This window comes from Kitasatospora sp. NPDC053057 (assembly GCF_044546945.1).
Lineage (GTDB): Bacteria > Actinomycetota > Actinomycetes > Streptomycetales > Streptomycetaceae > Kitasatospora.
The window spans coordinates 54,849-72,868 of sequence record NZ_JBITZP010000013.1; the positions used below are offsets into that span (position 1 = coordinate 54,849).

Annotated in this window: 17 protein-coding genes; 12 read left to right on the plus strand and 5 right to left on the minus strand. The window is 71.3% G+C overall.

What is annotated here, in order from left to right:
- Positions 1-4 precede the first annotated feature (4 nt).
- From nuoI to ACIG5E_RS16180, 10 genes are all read left to right on the plus strand, one after another.
- Positions 5-607 (plus strand): NADH-quinone oxidoreductase subunit NuoI, encoded by a 603-nt coding sequence (gene nuoI, locus ACIG5E_RS16135; RefSeq protein WP_396534042.1) that lies wholly within the window; start codon positions 5-7, stop codon positions 605-607.
- A complete protein-coding gene (locus ACIG5E_RS16140; protein WP_396534156.1) occupies positions 607-1,491 on the plus strand; it encodes an NADH-quinone oxidoreductase subunit J in 885 nt (294 codons plus the stop codon). The genes nuoI and ACIG5E_RS16140 overlap by 1 nt, the downstream gene beginning before the upstream one ends.
- Positions 1,488-1,787: an NADH-quinone oxidoreductase subunit NuoK gene (gene nuoK / locus ACIG5E_RS16145; protein ID WP_188309222.1), complete on the plus strand. Its 300-nt coding sequence runs from the start codon at positions 1,488-1,490 to the stop codon at positions 1,785-1,787. Before ACIG5E_RS16140 ends, nuoK begins: the two co-directional genes overlap by 4 nt.
- A 14-nt stretch (positions 1,788-1,801) precedes the next feature.
- Positions 1,802-3,739, plus strand: a complete 1,938-nt coding sequence (nuoL, locus tag ACIG5E_RS16150) for an NADH-quinone oxidoreductase subunit L (RefSeq protein ID WP_396534043.1) — start codon at positions 1,802-1,804, stop codon at positions 3,737-3,739.
- 40 nt (positions 3,740-3,779) lie between these two features.
- A complete protein-coding gene (locus ACIG5E_RS16155) occupies positions 3,780-5,447 on the plus strand; it encodes an NADH-quinone oxidoreductase subunit M (protein ID WP_396534044.1) in 1,668 nt (555 codons plus the stop codon).
- A complete protein-coding gene (nuoN, locus tag ACIG5E_RS16160; RefSeq protein WP_396534045.1) occupies positions 5,444-7,078 on the plus strand; it encodes an NADH-quinone oxidoreductase subunit NuoN in 1,635 nt (544 codons plus the stop codon). The genes ACIG5E_RS16155 and nuoN overlap by 4 nt, the downstream gene beginning before the upstream one ends.
- Positions 7,079-7,330: 252 nt before the next feature.
- Positions 7,331-8,341 (plus strand): polyprenyl synthetase family protein, encoded by a 1,011-nt coding sequence (locus ACIG5E_RS16165; protein WP_396534046.1) that lies wholly within the window; start codon positions 7,331-7,333, stop codon positions 8,339-8,341.
- A 117-nt stretch (positions 8,342-8,458) separates the two neighbouring features.
- A complete protein-coding gene (locus ACIG5E_RS16170; protein ID WP_396534047.1) occupies positions 8,459-9,121 on the plus strand; it encodes a LuxR C-terminal-related transcriptional regulator in 663 nt (220 codons plus the stop codon).
- Positions 9,122-9,370: 249 nt separating this feature from the next.
- Complete coding sequence (locus ACIG5E_RS16175) at positions 9,371-11,368, plus strand: 2-oxoacid:acceptor oxidoreductase subunit alpha (RefSeq protein ID WP_396534048.1); 1,998 nt, start codon at positions 9,371-9,373, stop codon at positions 11,366-11,368.
- Positions 11,365-12,435, plus strand: a complete 1,071-nt coding sequence (locus ACIG5E_RS16180; protein ID WP_396534049.1) for a 2-oxoacid:ferredoxin oxidoreductase subunit beta — start codon at positions 11,365-11,367, stop codon at positions 12,433-12,435. The genes ACIG5E_RS16175 and ACIG5E_RS16180 overlap by 4 nt, the downstream gene beginning before the upstream one ends.
- Before the next feature lie 73 nt (positions 12,436-12,508).
- Here ACIG5E_RS16180 and ACIG5E_RS16185 read toward each other — a convergent pair whose 3' ends face one another.
- From ACIG5E_RS16185 to ACIG5E_RS16195, 3 genes are all read right to left on the minus strand, one after another.
- Positions 12,509-12,889, minus strand: coding sequence for a VOC family protein (locus ACIG5E_RS16185; RefSeq protein WP_396534050.1), 381 nt, complete (start codon positions 12,887-12,889; stop codon positions 12,509-12,511).
- Positions 12,890-13,045: 156 nt separating this feature from the next.
- Positions 13,046-14,707, minus strand: a complete 1,662-nt coding sequence (locus tag ACIG5E_RS16190) for an LCP family protein (RefSeq protein WP_396534051.1) — start codon at positions 14,705-14,707, stop codon at positions 13,046-13,048.
- Positions 14,700-15,161, minus strand: a complete 462-nt coding sequence (locus tag ACIG5E_RS16195) for a DUF6542 domain-containing protein (RefSeq protein ID WP_396534052.1) — start codon at positions 15,159-15,161, stop codon at positions 14,700-14,702. The genes ACIG5E_RS16190 and ACIG5E_RS16195 overlap by 8 nt, the downstream gene beginning before the upstream one ends.
- A 308-nt stretch (positions 15,162-15,469) precedes the next feature.
- Between ACIG5E_RS16195 and ACIG5E_RS16200 the strand changes: the two genes are divergently transcribed.
- Positions 15,470-16,117: a TetR/AcrR family transcriptional regulator gene (locus ACIG5E_RS16200; protein ID WP_396534053.1), complete on the plus strand. Its 648-nt coding sequence runs from the start codon at positions 15,470-15,472 to the stop codon at positions 16,115-16,117.
- Positions 16,118-16,166: 49 nt separating this feature from the next.
- Here ACIG5E_RS16200 and ACIG5E_RS16205 read toward each other — a convergent pair whose 3' ends face one another.
- Both ACIG5E_RS16205 and ACIG5E_RS16210 read right to left on the minus strand, forming a co-directional pair.
- Positions 16,167-16,874 (minus strand): hypothetical protein, encoded by a 708-nt coding sequence (locus ACIG5E_RS16205; RefSeq protein WP_396534054.1) that lies wholly within the window; start codon positions 16,872-16,874, stop codon positions 16,167-16,169.
- Positions 16,875-17,207: 333 nt separating this feature from the next.
- Positions 17,208-17,345 (minus strand): hypothetical protein, encoded by a 138-nt coding sequence (locus tag ACIG5E_RS16210; protein ID WP_396534055.1) that lies wholly within the window; start codon positions 17,343-17,345, stop codon positions 17,208-17,210.
- 114 nt (positions 17,346-17,459) lie between these two features.
- Between ACIG5E_RS16210 and ACIG5E_RS16215 the strand changes: the two genes are divergently transcribed.
- Positions 17,460-17,909: a hypothetical protein gene (locus ACIG5E_RS16215; protein WP_396534056.1), complete on the plus strand. Its 450-nt coding sequence runs from the start codon at positions 17,460-17,462 to the stop codon at positions 17,907-17,909.
- The last annotated feature ends 111 nt before the right edge of the window (positions 17,910-18,020 follow it).

Genomic DNA, 18,020 nt, shown 5'->3' on the forward strand with positions numbered 1-18,020 from the left:
CGCGATGTCGTCCGACCAGACGGGCCGGCCCGAGCGGGCCGACCGGCCGTCGATCCTCGGCCCGGCCGCCGGTTTCGGCGTGACCTTCAAGGCCATGTTCAAGAAGCGGCTCACCGAGCAGTACCCGGAGCAGAAGAAGCCCACCGCTCCGCGCTTCCACGGCCGCCACCAGCTGAACCGGCATCCGGACGGCCTGGAGAAGTGCGTCGGCTGCGAGCTGTGCGCGTGGGCCTGCCCGGCCGACGCGATCTACGTGGAGGGCGCGGACAACCGGGACGAGGAGCGCTACTCGCCGGGTGAGCGCTACGGCGTGGTGTACCAGATCAACTACGCCCGCTGCATCCTGTGCGGGCTGTGCATCGAGGCCTGCCCGACCCGGGCGCTGACCATGACCAACGAGTACGAGCTGGCCGACTCCTCCCGCAAGGACCTGATCTTCACCAAGGAGCAGCTGCTGGTGGGGCTGTCCGAGGGCATGGTCGACACCCCGCACGCGATCTTCCCGGGCGCCGACGAGGGCGCCTACTACCGCGGCGAGGTCACCGCGGCGGCGCCGGGGACGGTCCAGCAGGAGCGCACCGACCGGGAGAAGGAGGTGCGGCCGTGATCGCACATCTGGCGGCGGCGAGCGGGACGACCTCCACGGGTGAGGCCGTCCAGTTCTGGGTGCTCGCGGTGATCGCGGTCGGCGGCGCGCTGGGCATGCTGCTGATGCGCAGGGCCGTGCACAGCGCGCTGTGCCTGGCGGCCACCATGCTGGCGCTGGCGGTCTGTTACATGGCCCAGGGCGCGGTGTTCCTGGGTGTGGTGCAGATCGTGGTCTACACCGGCGCGATCATGATGCTGTTCCTGTTCGTGGTGATGCTGGTCGGCGTGACCAGCGAGGACTCCCTGAAGGAGCAGCTGAAGGGCCAGCGGTTCGCGGCGGTGCTGTGCGGGCTGGGCTTCGGGGTGCTGCTGATCGCGGGGATCGCCAACGCGAAGCTGAACCACTTCACCGGGCTGGCCGAGGCGAACGCCGAGGGCAACGTGCCGGGCCTGGCCCGGCTGATCTTCACCCGGTACGTGTGGGCCTTCGAGGTCACCGGCGCGCTGCTGATCACGGCGGCGATCGGCGCGATGGTGCTGACCCACCGCGAGCACGTGAAGGCGCCGAAGACCCAGCGCGAGCTGGCGGCGCAGCGGGTCAGGGACAACATCCAGGTGCCGCCGATGCCGGCGCCGGGCGTGTACGCGCGGCACAACGCGGTGGACGTCCCGGCACTGCTGCCGGACGGCACGGTCGCCGAGGACTCGGTGATGGCGACGCTGCGCGAGCGCGGCCAGGTCCGGGACGTCAGCCAGGCGATGTTGCGGCGGATGGCGGAGCTGGAGAACAGCACGGCGGACTGGCTGGGCCGTCCGTCCTCGGAGCGGCCCGCGGCGCCCGGTCCGCGCAAGTCCCTGGAACCGGTGCCCAACCACGAGACCGGCGAGGAGGACGCGCAGTGAATCCGGTCAACTACCTGTACCTGTCGGCCCTGTTGTTCACCATCGGGGCGTCCGGGGTGCTGATCCGGCGCAACGCGATCGTGCTGTTCATGTGCGTCGAGCTGATGCTGAACGCCTCGAACCTGGCGCTGGTGACGTTCTCCCGGCTGCACGGGACCCTGGACGGCCAGATCATCGCCTTCTTCACGATGGTGGTCGCGGCGGCCGAGGTCGTGGTCGGCCTCGCCATCATCGTCTCCATCTTCCGGACCAGGCACTCCGCTTCGGTCGACGACAGCAATCTGATGAAGCTGTAGGCGGAGGGCCTTCGGTGAACTCTCTCATTCCGCTGCTGGTGGCGGCCCCGCTGGCCGGCGCCGCCCTGCTGCTGCTCGGCGGCCGGGCACTCGACCGGTTCGGCCACTGGCTGGCCACCGCGCTCGCCGCGCTCTCGTTCGGCTTCGGCCTGGCGCTGTTCTCGGACATGCTCGGCCGTGACGCCGAGCACCGGGCGGTGACCGAGCACCTGTTCAGCTGGGTACCGGTGAACGCCTTCCAGGCAGACGTCTCGTTCCGGCTGGACCAGTTGTCGATGACCTTCGTGCTGCTGATCACCGGGGTGGGCACGCTGATCCACCTCTACTCGGTGGGTTACATGGCGCACGATGAGCGCCGGCGCCGCTTCTTCGCGTACCTGAACCTGTTCCTGGCCGCCATGCTGCTGCTGGTGGTGGCGGACAACTACCTGCTGCTGTACGCCGGTTGGGAGGGCGTGGGCCTGGCCTCGTACCTGCTGATCGGCTTCTGGCAGCACAAGCCGAGCGCGGCGACGGCGGCGAAGAAGGCCTTCATCGTCAACCGGGTCGGCGACATGGGCCTGTCGATCGCGATCATGCTGATGTTCGCGGAGTTCGGCTCCTTCGCCTTCACGCCGATCCTCGGTTCGGAAGGCACGGTCGGGGCGGCGCACCAGGCGAGCGAGGGCAAGCTGACGGCGATCGGCCTGATGCTGCTGCTGGCGGCCTGCGGCAAGTCGGCACAGGTGCCGCTGCAGTCCTGGCTCGGGGACGCGATGGAGGGCCCGACCCCGGTCTCGGCCCTGATCCACGCGGCCACCATGGTGACCGCCGGGGTCTACCTGATCACCCGCTCCGCGACGATCTTCGACCTGGCGCCGGACGCCCGGACCGCCGTGGTGGTGGTCGGAGCGGTGACGCTGCTGTTCGGTGCGATCGTCGGTTGCGCCAAGGACGACATCAAGAAGGCGCTGGCCGGCTCGACCATGTCGCAGATCGGCTACATGGTGCTGGCGGCCGGGCTGGGCCCGATCGGCTACGTCTTCGCGATCATGCACCTGGTGACCCACGGCTTCTTCAAGGCCGGGCTGTTCCTCGGCGCCGGGTCGGTCATGCACGGCATGGACGACGAGGTGGACATGCGTCACTACGGCGGCCTGCGCAAGCACATGCCCTGGACCTTCGCCACCTTCGGCCTCGGCTACCTCGCCATCATCGGCTTCCCGGGCCTGTCTGGCTTCTTCTCCAAGGACCGGATCATCGAGGCGGCCTTCGCCAAGGGCGGCACCGAGGGCTGGATCCTCGGCCTGTGCGCGCTGGTCGGCGCGGCCGTCACCGCGTTCTACATGACCCGGGTGATGCTGCTGACCTTCTTCGGCGAGAAGCGCTGGCAGCCGACTGGTGACATCAGCGGCTCCGCCGCGGGCGAGGGCAACCTCCCGCACCCGCACGACCCGCCGAAGACCATGGTCATCCCGATGGTGCTGCTGTCCGTCGGCTCGGTCTTCGCGGGCGCGCTGTTCGACGTCAACGACTCCTTCCTGAAGTGGCTGGAGCCGGTCACCGGGCACAGCGAGGGCAACTCGCCGCTCGGCTCGTGGACCGTCACCGGGCTGACCACGGTCTGCATGCTGGCCGGCCTGGGCCTCGCGTACGTGATGTACGGGCGCTCGCCCGTCCCGGTGGTGCCGCCGGTGGGCTCCCCGCTCACCCGGGCCGCCCGCCGCGACCTGCTGCAGGACGACTTCAACCACGCCGTGCTGGTGCGGCCGGGCTCGGCGCTCACCGCGACCCTGGTCTTCTTCGACAGCCGCGGCCTGGACGGCTTCGTCAACGGCCTGGCCGCCGTCATCGGGGGCCTGTCCGGCCGGCTGCGGCGGATCCAGAACGGATTCGTCCGCTCGTACGCGCTCTCCATGTTCGGCGGCACGCTGGTGCTGGTCGCCTCGACTCTCCTGATGAGGTCCGTCTGATGAATCGCGCAGATTCCACACGGCACAGCGAGGTGGACGCATGAGTGCTCTGCTGACCGCCACCTGCGCCGTCCCGGCGGCCGGTGCGGTGCTGACCGCCGCCCTGCCCGCCGGGGCGACCGAGGCCCGGCGCCGCACCACCAAGACCGTCGCGCTGGCCGTCTCGGCCGTCACCCTGGCGCTGGCCGCCGTGGTGGCGCTGCGCTTCGACCCGCACGGCGCCCGCTACCAGCTGACCGAGTCGTACAGCTGGATCCGTTCCTTCGGCATCACCTTCTCGCTCGGCGTGGACGGCATCGGCGCGGTGCTCGCCCTGCTCACGGCGGTCCTGGTGCCGATGGTGATGCTGGCCTCCTGGCACGACGCCGACCCGCCCTCCTCGCCCGCCAACGGGCAGGAGGGGTCCAGCCCGGCGGCCCCGGACGGCACCGTGGACCCCGACACCTTCGAGCGCCGCCGCAGGACCCAGGGCTTCTTCGCCCTGATCCTGGCGGTGGAGGCGATGGTGATCGTCTCCTTCTACGCCACCGACGTCTTCCTGTTCTACGTGTTCTTCGAAGCCATGCTGATCCCGATGTACTTCCTGATCGGCGGCTTCGGCGACCGGGCGGGCGGCCCCGACTCGGCGCGCCAGCGCTCCTACGCGGCCGTCAAGTTCCTGCTGTACAACCTGCTCGGCGGCCTGGTGATGCTGGCCGCCGTGATCGGCCTGTACGTGGTCGCCCAGGACCAGGGCTTCGGCACCTTCGACCTGCCCGCCCTGACCAACGCGGTCGCCGACGGGAGCCTGAAGCTGTCCGGCACCGCCCAGAACGCGCTGTTCCTGGGCTTCTTCTTCGCCTTCGCGGTGAAGGCCCCGCTGTGGCCGCTGCACACCTGGCTGCCGAACGCGATGGGCGAGGCCACGGCCGGTACCGCCGTGCTGATCACCGCCGTGGTGGACAAGGTCGGCACCTTCGCGATGCTGCGCTTCTGCCTCGGGCTGTTCCCGGACGCCTCGAAGACCTTCGCCCCGGCGATCCTGGTGCTGTCGCTGATCGGGATCGTCTACGGCGCGCTGCTGGCGATCGGCCAGAAGGACATCAAGCGGCTGGTCGCCTACGCCTCGATCTCGCACTTCGGCTTCATCATCATGGGCATCTTCGCCCTGACCAGCCAGGGCCAGAGCGGCGCGACCCTCTACATGGTCAACCACGGCCTCTCCACCGCCGCGTGGATGCTGGTGGCCGGCTTCCTGATCTCCCGCCGCGGCTCGCGGCTGATCGCCGACTACGGCGGGGTGCAGAAGGTGGCCCCGGTGCTCGCCGGGACGTTCCTGATCGGCAGCCTGGCGACCCTGTCGCTGCCGGGGCTGGCCCCGTTCGTCAGCGAGTTCCTGGTGCTGGTGGGCACCTTCACCCGCTACCCGGCGATCGGCGTCATCGCCACCGTCGGCATCGTGCTGGCCGCGCTGTACGCGCTGCTGCTGTACCAGCGCACCATGACCGGCCCGGTGAAGGAGGGCGTGCGGTCGATGCCCGACCTCAAGGTCCGCGAACTGGCCGTGGTGGCACCGCTGGTGGCGCTGACGATCCTGCTCGGCGTCTACCCCAAGCCGCTCACCGACCTGGTGAACCCCTCGGTGAACGCGACGCTCTCGCAGGTCCACCGGACCGACCCGGCGCCGGCCCACCCGGTCGCCGCCACCTCAGGAGGTGAGCAGAAGTGAGTGCCAGCGCAGTGCTCGCCGCCGCCGGCGGCAACACCCCGAGCATTCCCGCACCGCACATCGAGTACGGCCAACTCTCCCCGATGCTGGTGGTGTTCGGCGCCGCCGTGGCCGGCATCCTGGTCGAGGCGTTCGTCCCCCGGCGGCTGCGGTACTGGACCCAGGTCTCGCTCGCCCTGGTCGCGCTGGTCGGCGCCTTCGTCGCAGTGGTGGTGCTGGCCGTGCAGGGCCACGGCGCGCCCCTCGACCTGCTGGCCATGGAGTCGGTCGCGCTGGACGGCCCGGCGCTGTTCCTGCAGGGCGTGATCCTGCTGGTCGCGGCCGTCACGGTGCTCACCTACGCCGAGCGGAAGCTGGAGCCGAAGGCCGGCGGCGAGCCCGCCGACGCCTTCGCCGCCCAGGCGGCCGCCACCCCGGGCGGGGAGCAGGAGCGGGCCGCGGTCCGGGCCGGCTTCACCACCACCGAGGTGTTCCCGCTGACCATGTTCGCGGTCGGCGGCATGCTGCTCTTCCCGGCCGCCAACGACCTGCTGACCATGTTCGTGGCGCTGGAGGTCTTCTCCCTGCCGCTGTACCTGCTCTGCGCGCTGGCCCGGCGCCGCCGGCTGCTGTCCCAGGAGGCGGCGGTCAAGTACTTCCTGCTGGGCGCCTTCGCCTCGGCGTTCTTCCTGTTCGGCACGGCGCTGCTGTACGGCTACGCCGGCAGCGTGAAGCTCGGCGACATCGCGGACGTCATCTCCGGCAAGGCGATGACCACCCCGGCGCAGCTGAGCAGCACCCAGAGCGACGTGCTGCTGCTGATGGGCCTGGCGATGCTGGCGGTGGGCCTGCTGTTCAAGGTCGGCGCGGTGCCGTTCCACTCCTGGACCCCGGACGTCTACCAGGGCGCGCCGACCCCGGTGACCGGCTTCATGGCCTCGGCCACCAAGGTCGCGGCCTTCGGGGCGTTCCTGCGGCTGTTCTACGTGGCCTTCCCCGGGCTGCGGCTGGACTGGCGGCCGGTGCTGTGGGGCGTGGCGATCCTGACCATGGTGGTGGGCGCGGTGCTGGCGGTGACCCAGCAGGACGTCAAGCGGCTGTTGGCGTACTCCTCGATCGCGCACGCCGGGTTCATCCTGACCGGGGTGATCGCCGTCAACAAGCAGGGCCTGTCCTCGGTGCTGTTCTACCTGGCGGCGTACTCCTTCGTGACGCTGGGCGCCTTCGCCGTGGTCACCCTGGTGCGGGACTCCAAGGGCGAGGCGACCCACCTGTCCAGCTGGGCCGGGCTGGGGCGGCGCTCGCCGCTGGTGGCGGCGGTGTTCGCGCTGTTCCTGCTGGCCTTCGCCGGGATCCCGCTGACCTCCGGTTTCACCGGGAAGTTCGCGGTGTTCCAGGCGGCGGCGGCCGGCGGGGCGACGCCGCTGGTGATCGTCGGTGTGCTGAGCTCGGCGGTGGCCGCGTTCTTCTACATCCGGGTGATCGTGCTGATGTTCTTCTCCGACCCGAAGCCGGGCGGCCCGACGGTGGCGATTCCGAGCGCCTTCACGGCGACCGCGATCGGGGTGGGGGTGCTGGTGACGCTGGGCCTGGGCCTGCTGCCGCAGTACTTCCTGGACCTCGCCTCCAAGGCCTCGCTGTTCGCGTACTGACCGTCACCGTTCGGTTTGCTGGAGATCGGTCCGGATGTCCGGGCCGATCTCCGGCCTTTATTCGCAGACGAATTCGCCCCCACCGCCGCTTTGCCCGCGAAGCGCTCCTGACCAGGCGTTCCGGCTCCGGCACGACGGGATCCGCACGCCCGTGCAGTGATCCACTCACGACCGGATACCCTGCCTGTATGGCCAGCGGCGGCACTCAGGGACCAGGCCGCTAGAACGACCAGGGACAGAGGAGTGGTCTTCGTGACCGTCGTGGGACCCTTCGGGCTCAGCGTGCAGGACCGCGACCTGACCCGGGACGTCCAGATCGGACTGGACGCGGTGGAGGCGGCGCTCTCCGAGGCCGTCAAGTGCGACGTCCCCTTCATCACCGTCACCGCCAGCCACCTGCTCGAGGCCGGCGGCAAGCGCTTCCGCCCGCTGCTCCTGCTGCTCGCCGCCCAGTTCGGTGACCCGGGGGCGCCCGGCGTGGTGCCGGCCGCGGTGGTGGTCGAGCTGACCCACCTGGCCACGCTGTACCACGACGACGTGATGGACGAGGCCCCGGTGCGCCGCGGGACGGAGAGCGCCAACTCCCGCTGGGACAACTCGGTGGCCATCCTCACCGGCGACTTCCTGTTCTCCCGCGCCTCCCAGGTGCTGGCCGACCTCGGCCCGGAGGCGGTGCGGATGCAGGCCGAGGCCTTCGAGCGGCTGGTCACCGGCCAGATCCTGGAGACCCGCGGGCCCGGCCCGGACGGGGACCCGTTGCTGCACTACCTGGACGTGCTGGAGGGCAAGACCGGCTCGCTGATCGCCGTCTCCTGCCGGATAGGAGCGCTGGTGGCCGGCGCCGAGCCGTGGCTGGTGGACACCCTCGGCGAGTTCGGCGAGCGGATCGGCATCGCCTTCCAGCTGGCCGACGACGTGCTGGACATCGCCAGCGACGGCCACGAGTCCGGCAAGACCCCCGGCACCGACCTGCGCGAGGGCGTGCCCACCCTGCCGACCCTGCTGCTGCAGCAGATGCCGGCCGACCCGTCCGACCCGGACGACACCCGGCTGCGCGAACTGCTCACCCAGGACCTCTCCGACGACGACCTGCACGCCGAGGCGCTGCGCCTGCTGCGCGCCCACCCCGCGCTGGAGCGCGCCCGCCGGGAGACCCTGCGGCACGCCGAGGAGGCCCGGGCGCTGCTGGCCCCGCTGCCGGACTGCGCGGCGAAGGCGGCCCTGGACGGGCTGTGCGACGCGGTGGCGATCCGCACGATGTGACCGCCCGGGCGATCCGCTGCCCGGCGAGGACCCACAAGACCGGGCCCGAGCCCACGGCGGCGCGCCGGGATGGGGGAGACTGGCTCCCGTCAGCTCACGCCTGCCCGGAAGGTCGCCATGCGTCGCGTCGTCATCGCCGAGGACTCCGTACTGCTGCGGGAAGGTCTGACCCGGCTGCTCACCGACCGCGGCCTGGAGGTCGTGGCGGGCGTCGGGGACGGCGCCGCCCTGGTGAAGACCATCCACGACCTGGCGGCCTCCGACGCCCTGCCGGACGTGGTGGTCTCGGACGTGCGGATGCCGCCGACCCACACCGACGAGGGCCTGCGCGCCTGCGTGGAGCTGCGCGGTCGCTACCCGCAGCTGGGCGTGCTGGTGCTGTCGCAGTTCGTGGAGGAGCGCTACGCCTCCGAGCTGCTGGCGGGCTCCACCCGGGGCGTCGGCTACCTGCTGAAGGACCGGGTCGCCGAGGTGCGGGAGTTCGCCGACGCGGTGGTGCGGGTCGCCGAGGGCGGCACCGCGCTGGACCCGGAGGTGGTGCAGCAGTTGCTCAGCCGCAGCCGCAAGGGCGACGTCCTGGCCAATCTCACGCCGCGCGAGCGCGAGGTGCTCGGGCTGATGGCGGAGGGGCGCACCAACGCGGCGGTGGCCAAGCAGCTGGTGGTCTCCGACGGCGCGGTGGAGAAGCACGTCAGCAACATCTTCCTCAAGCTCGGCCTGGCGCAGAGCCCGGAGGACCACCGCCGGGTGCTCGCGGTGCTCACCTACCTCAACTCCTGACCGCGAAGGCTCCCCGGGCCCGCCCGGGGAGCCTTTCCGGCCCCGCCGCGGCGCAGTGGTCCGTGTGCGGAATGATCTCCGGCGGCCGTGCGTTGTCGCTAAGTGCGGTACGAGCCGTGGGCGGGTGGAAATTCCTGCCGGAGTTCCGACCGGGCTCGAGCGCGCGCGCATAGGATGCGAGCGGTGCACCAGGCGGACGGGGCACGGGGCCGCGCCCGCGGTGGTGTGCCCACGAGGAGGTCCGCGGCAGTGACCAGTCAGGTCGATCAGTCAGAGGCAGTGGACGGATCGGACGGCGACGAGGGCCGCACCGGCAGCGGTGCGGAACACCCCGGCGCGGCCGGGCCCGCCGGTCCGCACGCCCCGGGCAGCCCGCCGCCCAAGCGTGCCAAGCCCGTTCGCAGACTCGACCGGGTGATCATTCGGTTCGCCGGCGACTCCGGTGACGGCATGCAGCTCACCGGTGACCGGTTCACCTCGGAGACGGCCGCGTTCGGCAACGACCTCTCCACGCTGCCGAACTTCCCGGCCGAGATCCGGGCGCCCGCCGGCACGTTGCCGGGTGTCTCGTCCTTCCAACTGCACTTCGCCGACCACGACATCCTCACCCCGGGCGACGCCCCGAACGTGCTGGTGGCGATGAACCCGGCCGCGCTGAAGGCGAACGTGCCGGACCTGCCGCGCGGCGCGGAGATCATCGTCAACACCGACGAGTTCACCAAGCGCGCGCTGGCGAAGGTCGGTTACCCGGCGGATCCGCTGGGCGACGGCTCGCTGGACGGTTTCCACCTGCACAAGGTGCCGCTCACCACGCTGACCCTGGAGGCGCTCAAGGACAGCGGGCTGGCCCGCAAGGACGCCGAGCGGGCGAAGAACATGTTCGCCCTGGGGCTGCTGTCCTGGATGTACCACCGCCCCACCCACGGCACCGAGGCGTTCCTGCGCGGCAAGTTCGCCAAGAAGCCGCAGATCGCCGAGGCGAACATCAGCGCCTTCCGGGCGGGCTGGAACTTCGGCGAGACCACCGAGTCCTTCGCGGTCTCCTACGAGGTGTCGCCGGCCAAGCTCCCGGCCGGGCGCTACCGCAACATCTCCGGCAACCTGGCGCTGTCCTACGGGCTGATCGCCGCCGCCGAGCGCTCGGGCCTGCCGCTCTACCTGGGCTCGTACCCGATCACCCCGGCCTCGGACATCCTGCACGAGCTGTCCAAGCACAAGAACTTCGGGGTGCGCACCTTCCAGGCCGAGGACGAGATCGCCGGCATCGGCGCGGCGCTCGGCGCGGCCTTCGGCGGGGCGCTCGGCGTGACCACCACCTCCGGGCCGGGCGTGGCGCTGAAGTCCGAGACGATCGGCCTGGCGGTGTCGCTGGAACTGCCGCTGCTGGTGGTGGACATCCAGCGCGGCGGCCCGTCCACCGGTCTGCCGACCAAGACCGAGCAGGCGGACCTGCTGCAGGCGATGTTCGGGCGCAACGGCGAGGCGCCGGTGCCGATCGTGGCCCCGGCCACGCCCGCCGAGTGCTTCGACGCGGCGCTGGAGGCGGCCCGGATCGCGGTGACCTACCGCACCCCGGTGTTCCTGCTCTCGGACGGCTACCTGGCGAACGGCTCGGAGCCGTGGCGGATCCCGGAGATCGGTGAACTGCCGGAGATCGACCCGAAGTTCGCGACGGAGCCGAACCGCGAGGACGGCGCCTTCTGGCCGTACCTGCGGGACCCGCACACCCTGGCCCGGCCCTGGGCGTTGCCCGGCACGGCGGGCCTGGAGCACCGGATCGGCGGCATCGAGAAGCAGGACGGCACCGGGAACATCTCCTACGACCCGGCCAACCACGACTTCATGGTCCGCACCCGGCAGGCCAAGGTCGACGGCATCACGGTCAAGCCGGTGGAGGTCGACGACCCGACCGGCGACGCCCGGGTGCTGGTGCTCGGCTGGGGCTCGACGTACGGCCCGATCACCGCGGCGGTGCGCCGGGTGCGCGCGGACGGCGGCGAGGTGGCCCAGGCGCACCTGCGCAACCTCAACCCGTTCCCGGCCAACCTGGGTGCGGTGCTGCGCAGTTACGAGAAGGTCATCGTGCCCGAGATGAACCTCGGGCAGCTCGCGCTGCTGCTGCGGGCGAAGTACCTGGTGGACGCGGAGTCCTACAACCAGGTGCGCGGACTGCCGTTCAAGGCGGCCCAGTTGGCGGATGTGCTGCGGGCGGCGATCGGCAGCCTGGACGAGGAGGACCACCGATGAGCGACGTTGACTCCGAGAAGCGTGGCTTCCCGTCGCTGCGCCTGGTGCCGAAGGCCGAAGGGCCGCAGAGCGCCCGGGACTTCAAGACCGACCAGGAGGTGCGCTGGTGCCCCGGCTGCGGGGACTACGCGATCCTGGCCGCGGTGCAGGGCTTCATGCCGGAGCTGGGCGTCAGGCGCGAGAACACCGTGTTCGTCTCCGGCATCGGCTGCTCCTCGCGCTTCCCGTACTACATGAACACCTACGGGGTGCACTCGATCCACGGCCGGGCGCCGGCGATCGCGACCGGGCTGGCCGCCTCCCGGCGGGACCTGAGCGTGTGGGTGGTGACCGGGGACGGCGACGCGCTGTCGATCGGCGGAAACCACCTGATCCACGCCCTGCGACGGAACGTCAATCTGAAGATCCTGCTGTTCAACAACCGGATCTACGGCCTGACCAAGGGCCAGTACTCGCCGACCAGCGAGCTCGGCAAGGTCACCAAGTCCACCCCGATGGGCTCGCTGGACGCGCCGTTCAACCCGCTGTCGCTGGCGATCGGCGCCGAGGCCTCGTTCGTGGCCCGCACCATCGACTCGGACCGCCAGCACCTCCAGTCGGTACTGCGGGCGGCGGCCGAGCACGAGGGCACGGCCCTGGTGGAGATCTACCAGAACTGCAACATCTTCAACGACGGCGCCTTCGAGGTGCTGAAGGAGGCCGGTACCCGGGACGAGGCGCTGATCCGGCTGGAGCACGGTCAGCCCGTCCGCTTCGGCGCGGAGGGCGCCAACGGCGTGTTCCGGGGCCCGGACGGCGAGCTGTTCACCGCCCCGGTCACGGCGGAGAACGAGGCGCGGCTCCTGGTGCACGACGCCCACGCGGCCAGCCCCGCCACGGCCTTCGCGCTCTCCCGGATCGCCGACGCGGACACCCTGCACCACACGCCGATCGGCGTGCTGCGCGACGTCCGGCGGCCGGTCTACGACGAGCTGATGGAGGGCCAGCTGGCCGCCGCCGTCGCCCAGCGCGGCTCGGGCGACCTGGCGACGCTGCTGGCGGGCAGCGACACCTGGACGGTGGACTGACCGTCCGGAAAGGCGAGTTCGGCGCCCCCGTCCCGGTTTCCCGGGGCGGGGGCGCCTTTCGTTCGCCCGGGTGCTACTGCTTCACCCACTCGACCAGCTCGACCACGACCCCGTTCGGGTCGGCGACCTGGAACAGCTTCTCGCCCCACGGCTCCTCGCGCAGCGGCAGGGTGATCGCGACCCCCTCCTCGCGCAGCCGCCGCTCCTCGGCGGCGATGTCCTCGACCACGAACGCCAGGATCACCCCGTCCGCCGTCCGGTGCCGCTGGTCCTCGGGCAGCACCTCCAGGCCGCGCCGCAGGTAGACGACGGCGACCCCGCCGCCGGGGTGGACGAGCGAGACGAAGCCGTCGGCGGACATCTGCTCGGTGTAGCCGAAGTGCCGCTGGAGGAAGGCGGCGGAGGCGTCGACGTCCTCGACGGTCAGGGAGACGGCGGTTTCGGTGATCTGCATGGCGGAGCCCTCTCGTCATGGCGCACGGTTATCCCGTACGCAGTACACTATACACAGTACGGAGAATCCGGCCAGGGGTCTGCCGGGAAGAGGGCTCGGGAAAGACCTGAGGGAGGCCCCCGGTCGGGGACCTCCCTCAGTGCGGTGCCGTTCGCGTCAGAAGACGCAGGGGATGCCGCCGTCGGACTCGGCGTCGACACCGGGGCCCTGCATCGGCAGGTTGGCGGCCGGGTCGCCGGTGGGGGCGGGGCCGCTGGGGGCGGCGGGCTTGTCGCCCGCGACGCCGGTGAAGGAACTGCCGAGGGTGACCACGACGTGGTCCGCGGCGACGGAGGCGGACTCGGTGGCGGTGACGCCGTAGCGGGCCGCGATCTGGTCGGCGGCGTCCTTGCTGCCCTTGCCGTAGGTCACCGTGGTGGTCTTCGGCTTGCCGGCGGCCGGGCCGGTCTTGCCCTCCTTGAACCCCATCGCGACCAGGGCCTTGGCCTCGGTGGCGGAGGAGACCCCGGCGGCCGAGGAGCCGTTGAGCACATCGACGGTGGCCGGGGCGGCCGCCTTGGCCGGGGTGGTCGCGGTCGGCGAGGGGGAGGCGGCCTCGGTGGTCGGGGCGTCGGTGGCGCCGTCGGCCGGGGCGGCGGGGGCGGCGGCGTCGGCGTAGCCGAACACCTGCTTGACCACCTTCTGGATCTTCGCCGGGGTGACCAGGTTGACGTCCTGGCCGTTCCTGGTGCCGAAGCCGTCGAAGGTCAGGGTGTTGAACTCGACGTTGCCGCCGGTCAGCGCCGGGGCCTGCTGGGCGAAGTCCAGGACGTTCCACTCGTTGTCGATCACCAGGTCCTTCTGGACGACGCCGAACAGGTCCTTGAGCTTGCCGATGTCGCTGATGATGCCGTCCTGCTTGAGCTTGTGCACGACGGAGGAGATGAAGGCCTGCTGGCGGTGGGTGCGGGCGAAGTCGCCGGTGTTGCCCTTGCCGTCGTCCAGGTTGTGGCGCTGGCGGACGAAGGCGAGCGCCTGGGAGGCGTTGAGGGTGTTGATGCCCTTCTTGAAGTCGGCGCCGGAGCCCTGGCCCTCCATGGCCGGGTCCTTGGTGTCGTGGGTCAGGCAGACCTGGATCGGCTCGACGGCCTTGGCGATGTCGTAGAAGCCCATCAGGTTGACCTCGGCGATGTGGTCCACCGGCTGGTCGAGGAACTTCTGCACGGTGCGGATGGTGGCCGCGCGGCCGGCGTCGCGGCCGGCCTTCTCCAGGTCGGCGCCCTTGAGGCCCTTGGCCTGCAGGCCCGGGTTCACCTTCTCCTTGGCGATCCCGTACGCCTCCTTGATCTTGTGCATGCCCTGCTGGGAGCCGTCCCCGTTGTAGGTCATGACGTAGTCGTCGCGCGGGATGGAGATCGCCTGCACCTTGCCGCCGCCCGCCGGTATGTGCAGCAGGATCAGCGAGTTGGTGTTGTAGCCGCCGACGTCCGAGCTGTGGCCGGCGTGCAGTTCGTCCTGGACGAACTGCGGGGGCAGGTCGGAGCCGTCCATGTTCTTGCGGCTGTCCAGGCCGATCAGCAGCAGGTTGACCGAGTTGTCCAGGTGCTTGGGGGCGTCCTTCTTGGTCTCCGAGATGGCGTTGGAGGTGGTCATCCCGTCCGTGAGGGACGTGTACTCGTACCAGACCACACCGCTCGCCGCGAACACCGCGAAGCCCACCGTGGTGGCCGCCACCCGGGTGGCGATCAGCAGCGGGGAGCTGCGGCGGCCCGCCGGGGCGTCCGCGCTCCTGCGGGCGGCGGCCCGGCCGCCCTCCTGCCGCTCACGGTCGTCAGCCATGCTGCTGCCTCCTCCGCTCCAGGACCACCCGGGCCACGATCACCAGCACGGCCGCGGCCGCGGCCTGCGCCATCACCGGGAAGCCGTGCACCACCCACTTCGCGGAGCCCGTTGCCAGGGCGTTGCCCTGGTACTTCCCGGAGTTCGCCGAGAATTCGACCGCGGCCGTCACGCCGAGGACGACCAGCGGGGAGGCGGCGAGCACCCACCACCAGCCGCGGCGGGTGCTGAGCGCGGCCGCCAGGCCGGTGCCGAGCACCGCGCACACCGCGAAGGCGACGCCCATGCCCGGTCCGGAGAGCTCGTCGACCACCGCGCCCACCAGTGGCAGCCCGACGGCCACCACCCCGGGCAGGGCCGGCCCGCCGGAGAAGGGACGCGCGGGGCCGGTGGGGCGGCTCGCCGCCCGCCGCCGTGAACCCTGGTCGGACGACCGTCCTCGCTGCCCCGCCACTCACTCACCCCCGGTGTTCCCGTGCTTCGCGCGCCACCTCGGCGCTGCGCCGGGTCTGCTATGGGAGAGCGGTAACGGCGCTGCCAGTACGGGACGCTGGTGTTCGGCCGGCCGGTTCCCGTTCTCGGTTTCCCGTTGCTGCTCGGGGGCAGGCACGTTTTCGGATTTGCTCTACAGAGGTGTAGAGATCGTACGCAGCATAGAGCACGTCTGTTCGGTGGCAAGTCCGCTCGTGAACGGGCCTGCATACACTACACCGGGCAGTTTCTGAGGGTCGGCGGGGGCGCCGACGGAGAAGGAGGAGGGCCGTGGCGACCACAGGCGGAGCGGGACGACCGGAGAAGCGCAAGGCGATCACCCGGGCCGCGACGACGGTCTTCGGGCGCGAGGGCTACGTCCGGGCCAGCATGGACGCGATCGCGGCCGAGGCCGGGGTGTCCAAGCGCACGGTATACAACCACTTCGCCGACAAGGAGACCCTCTTCCTGTCGGTGGCGCTCCAGAACTCGGCCGAACTGACCGAGCGGATCCGGGAGTTGATGGCGAAGTACCTCGACCGGGTGGTGGACGTGCGCCGCGACCTGGTCGACTTCGCGGTCGAGCGGGCGAACGCCGTCCTCTCCGCGGGCGAGCACGGGGCGCTCGGCCGGGCGATCCGCGCCGAGGTGGCCAACATCCCGGCGGACGTGCTGGAAGCCTGGCTGGAGGCCGGTCCGGTGGCCTCCCAGCGGGACCTCGCGGAGCACTTCGCGGCGCTCACCGAACGCGGGCTGCTGGCCGTCGAGGACGGGGAGCTGGCCGCCGAGCAGTTCACCCTGCTGACCTTCCACGGCGTGGCCGAGCGCTCCTTCTGGGGCGCCCTGCCGGTGGCCGGGGAGGAGGTCGAGCGGATCGCGGCGGTGGGCGTGGACGCCTTCCTGCGGATCCACGGCGGGCCCGCCGCCGCGGCGAAGTGACCGGTGGGCGGGGCGGCCCGACGCCGCCCCGCCCACCGGCCGTCCCGCGTCACTTCCAGTTGACGCCCTTGCCCAGGGTGTAGGGCTCGCCCCAGTACTCGGCGCCGGCCACCTTGGTCGCCGTGGGCGCCAGCGCCAGCACGCAGGAGGTGACGGACTGGCCGTTGGTGAAGCCCTTCGGGAAGGACGGGTGCGGGCACTTGTCGAAGGTGCCGATCAGCATCACCTCGGAGGCCTCCGAGCCGTCCGGCAGCGTGCCCTTCATCTGGGTCAGGCTGGCGAAGGACAGGTCGGTGCTGCCGGTGTTGGTGACCTTGAACCGGACGTAGTACGGCACCATGCCGGTGACCTTGTCGCCCAGCTTGAGCGAGGCGAGGTCGGCCGGGTCGCCCTTGTCGATCGAGGTCACCGCGAGCGAGACGGTGCCCTTGGTGCTGCCCGAGACGAACGGGATGGTGGCGGCGTCGCCGATCTTCAGCGTGGTCCCGGGCGCCGCGGTCGGGCCGGCCTGGGCCGGGGCCCCGCCGGTGGAGCCGCCCGGTGCCGCACCGGTGGCGTCACCGGTCGGCGCGGCCGCCGAGGCGGAGGCCGCCGGGGTGGTGGGCGCGGCGGACGGCGTGGCCGGAGCCTGGGTGGCCGGCGGGGTGCTGGCGGTGTCGGACGACGCCGCGTCGTCGTTGCAGGCGGTCATGGTGAGCGCGCCCACCACGGCCAGCCCGGCCAGGGCCATGGTGCGACTGTTGCGGATGGTCTTCACGTGACGTCCCCCGTTGTTGCGGATCACTGCGGATCGCTGCGGATCGGTGCGGACTGCCGTGACGGCGGTCCTTCTGATGGACGTTCATAGCGCAGTGGTCAACGTGCACGCCACGACTTTGATGCCGTCTTGACCGGGCCGTGACGACTCCCACGCGGGTCCGTGACAAGGGATGCCGAGTCGTGATCACACGTGCCCGAACCGTCCGTCACCTCGGTGGATCGCCGGTTGTGCGATTCCGCCTCGTCGCGTAAACGGCGGCGGGAGGGAAATGCGCCGCGCCCGCTCGTCGGACTCCGACGAGCGGGCGCGGTGGTGGTGGGCGGCGTGGGGTCAGCAGCAGGAGCCGCTGTTGCCCATGGCGGGCTGGGCGTGCGGCGCGGGGGCGGGTGCCGGGGCGGCGTTGCCGGGGGAGGTGGCGAAGAGGAGGGTGGCGGTCAGTGCGAGGCCGCTGGCGGCTGCGATCAGCATCTTGCGCATGGTGAAGTCCCCCTGATGGTGGGTCGGTCGGGATCGTCAGTCAAGCTGCGGTGACGGGAGCCTGTCAACGGTCTCGGTTCCACCCGAATGTGAAACCCTCGCCGCATGGACGAGTTCACGTACCGCATGGACGGCGCCTGGGAGTGGTGGAGCGCCGCCATCGAGGACTCCCAGGAGGGCCGGTGGATCCGCACCGACGCCGAGCGCCGGATGATCGACGACATCGCCGCCGCGACCGTCGGCTGCCCGCCCGCGCCCGGTGAACTCCCCTGGCGGGCCCGGCTCGCCCGCATCGTTCGCTGGGCCGCCGTGCTGCGGCTCGCCGCGCAGGCCGGCGGCTGGGAGCTGACGCCCGTCACCGGTGCGGCCCCGCCCCGGCCCGCCGGTATGGCGACCCTGCTCTCCGCCGTGTACGCGGTCGGTGAGCAGGGCGAGATCTGGCTCGACGCTCTCCGCGCGGAGGGCCCGCCGCCGGTCGCCCGGGTCGTCAAGGCGGAGTCCTTCCTCTTCGGGCCGGGTTCCGTCGAGGACCTCCGCCAGTTCTTCTACGACTGACCGCGACAGGCGCGGGGCCGAGCGCGTCCGCAGGCGTTGACGGGCCTGCGGCACAGGAAGTCGGCCCGTTCGACGTCCTGCTCCGCAGGTACCGCCGGGTCGGACGCAACC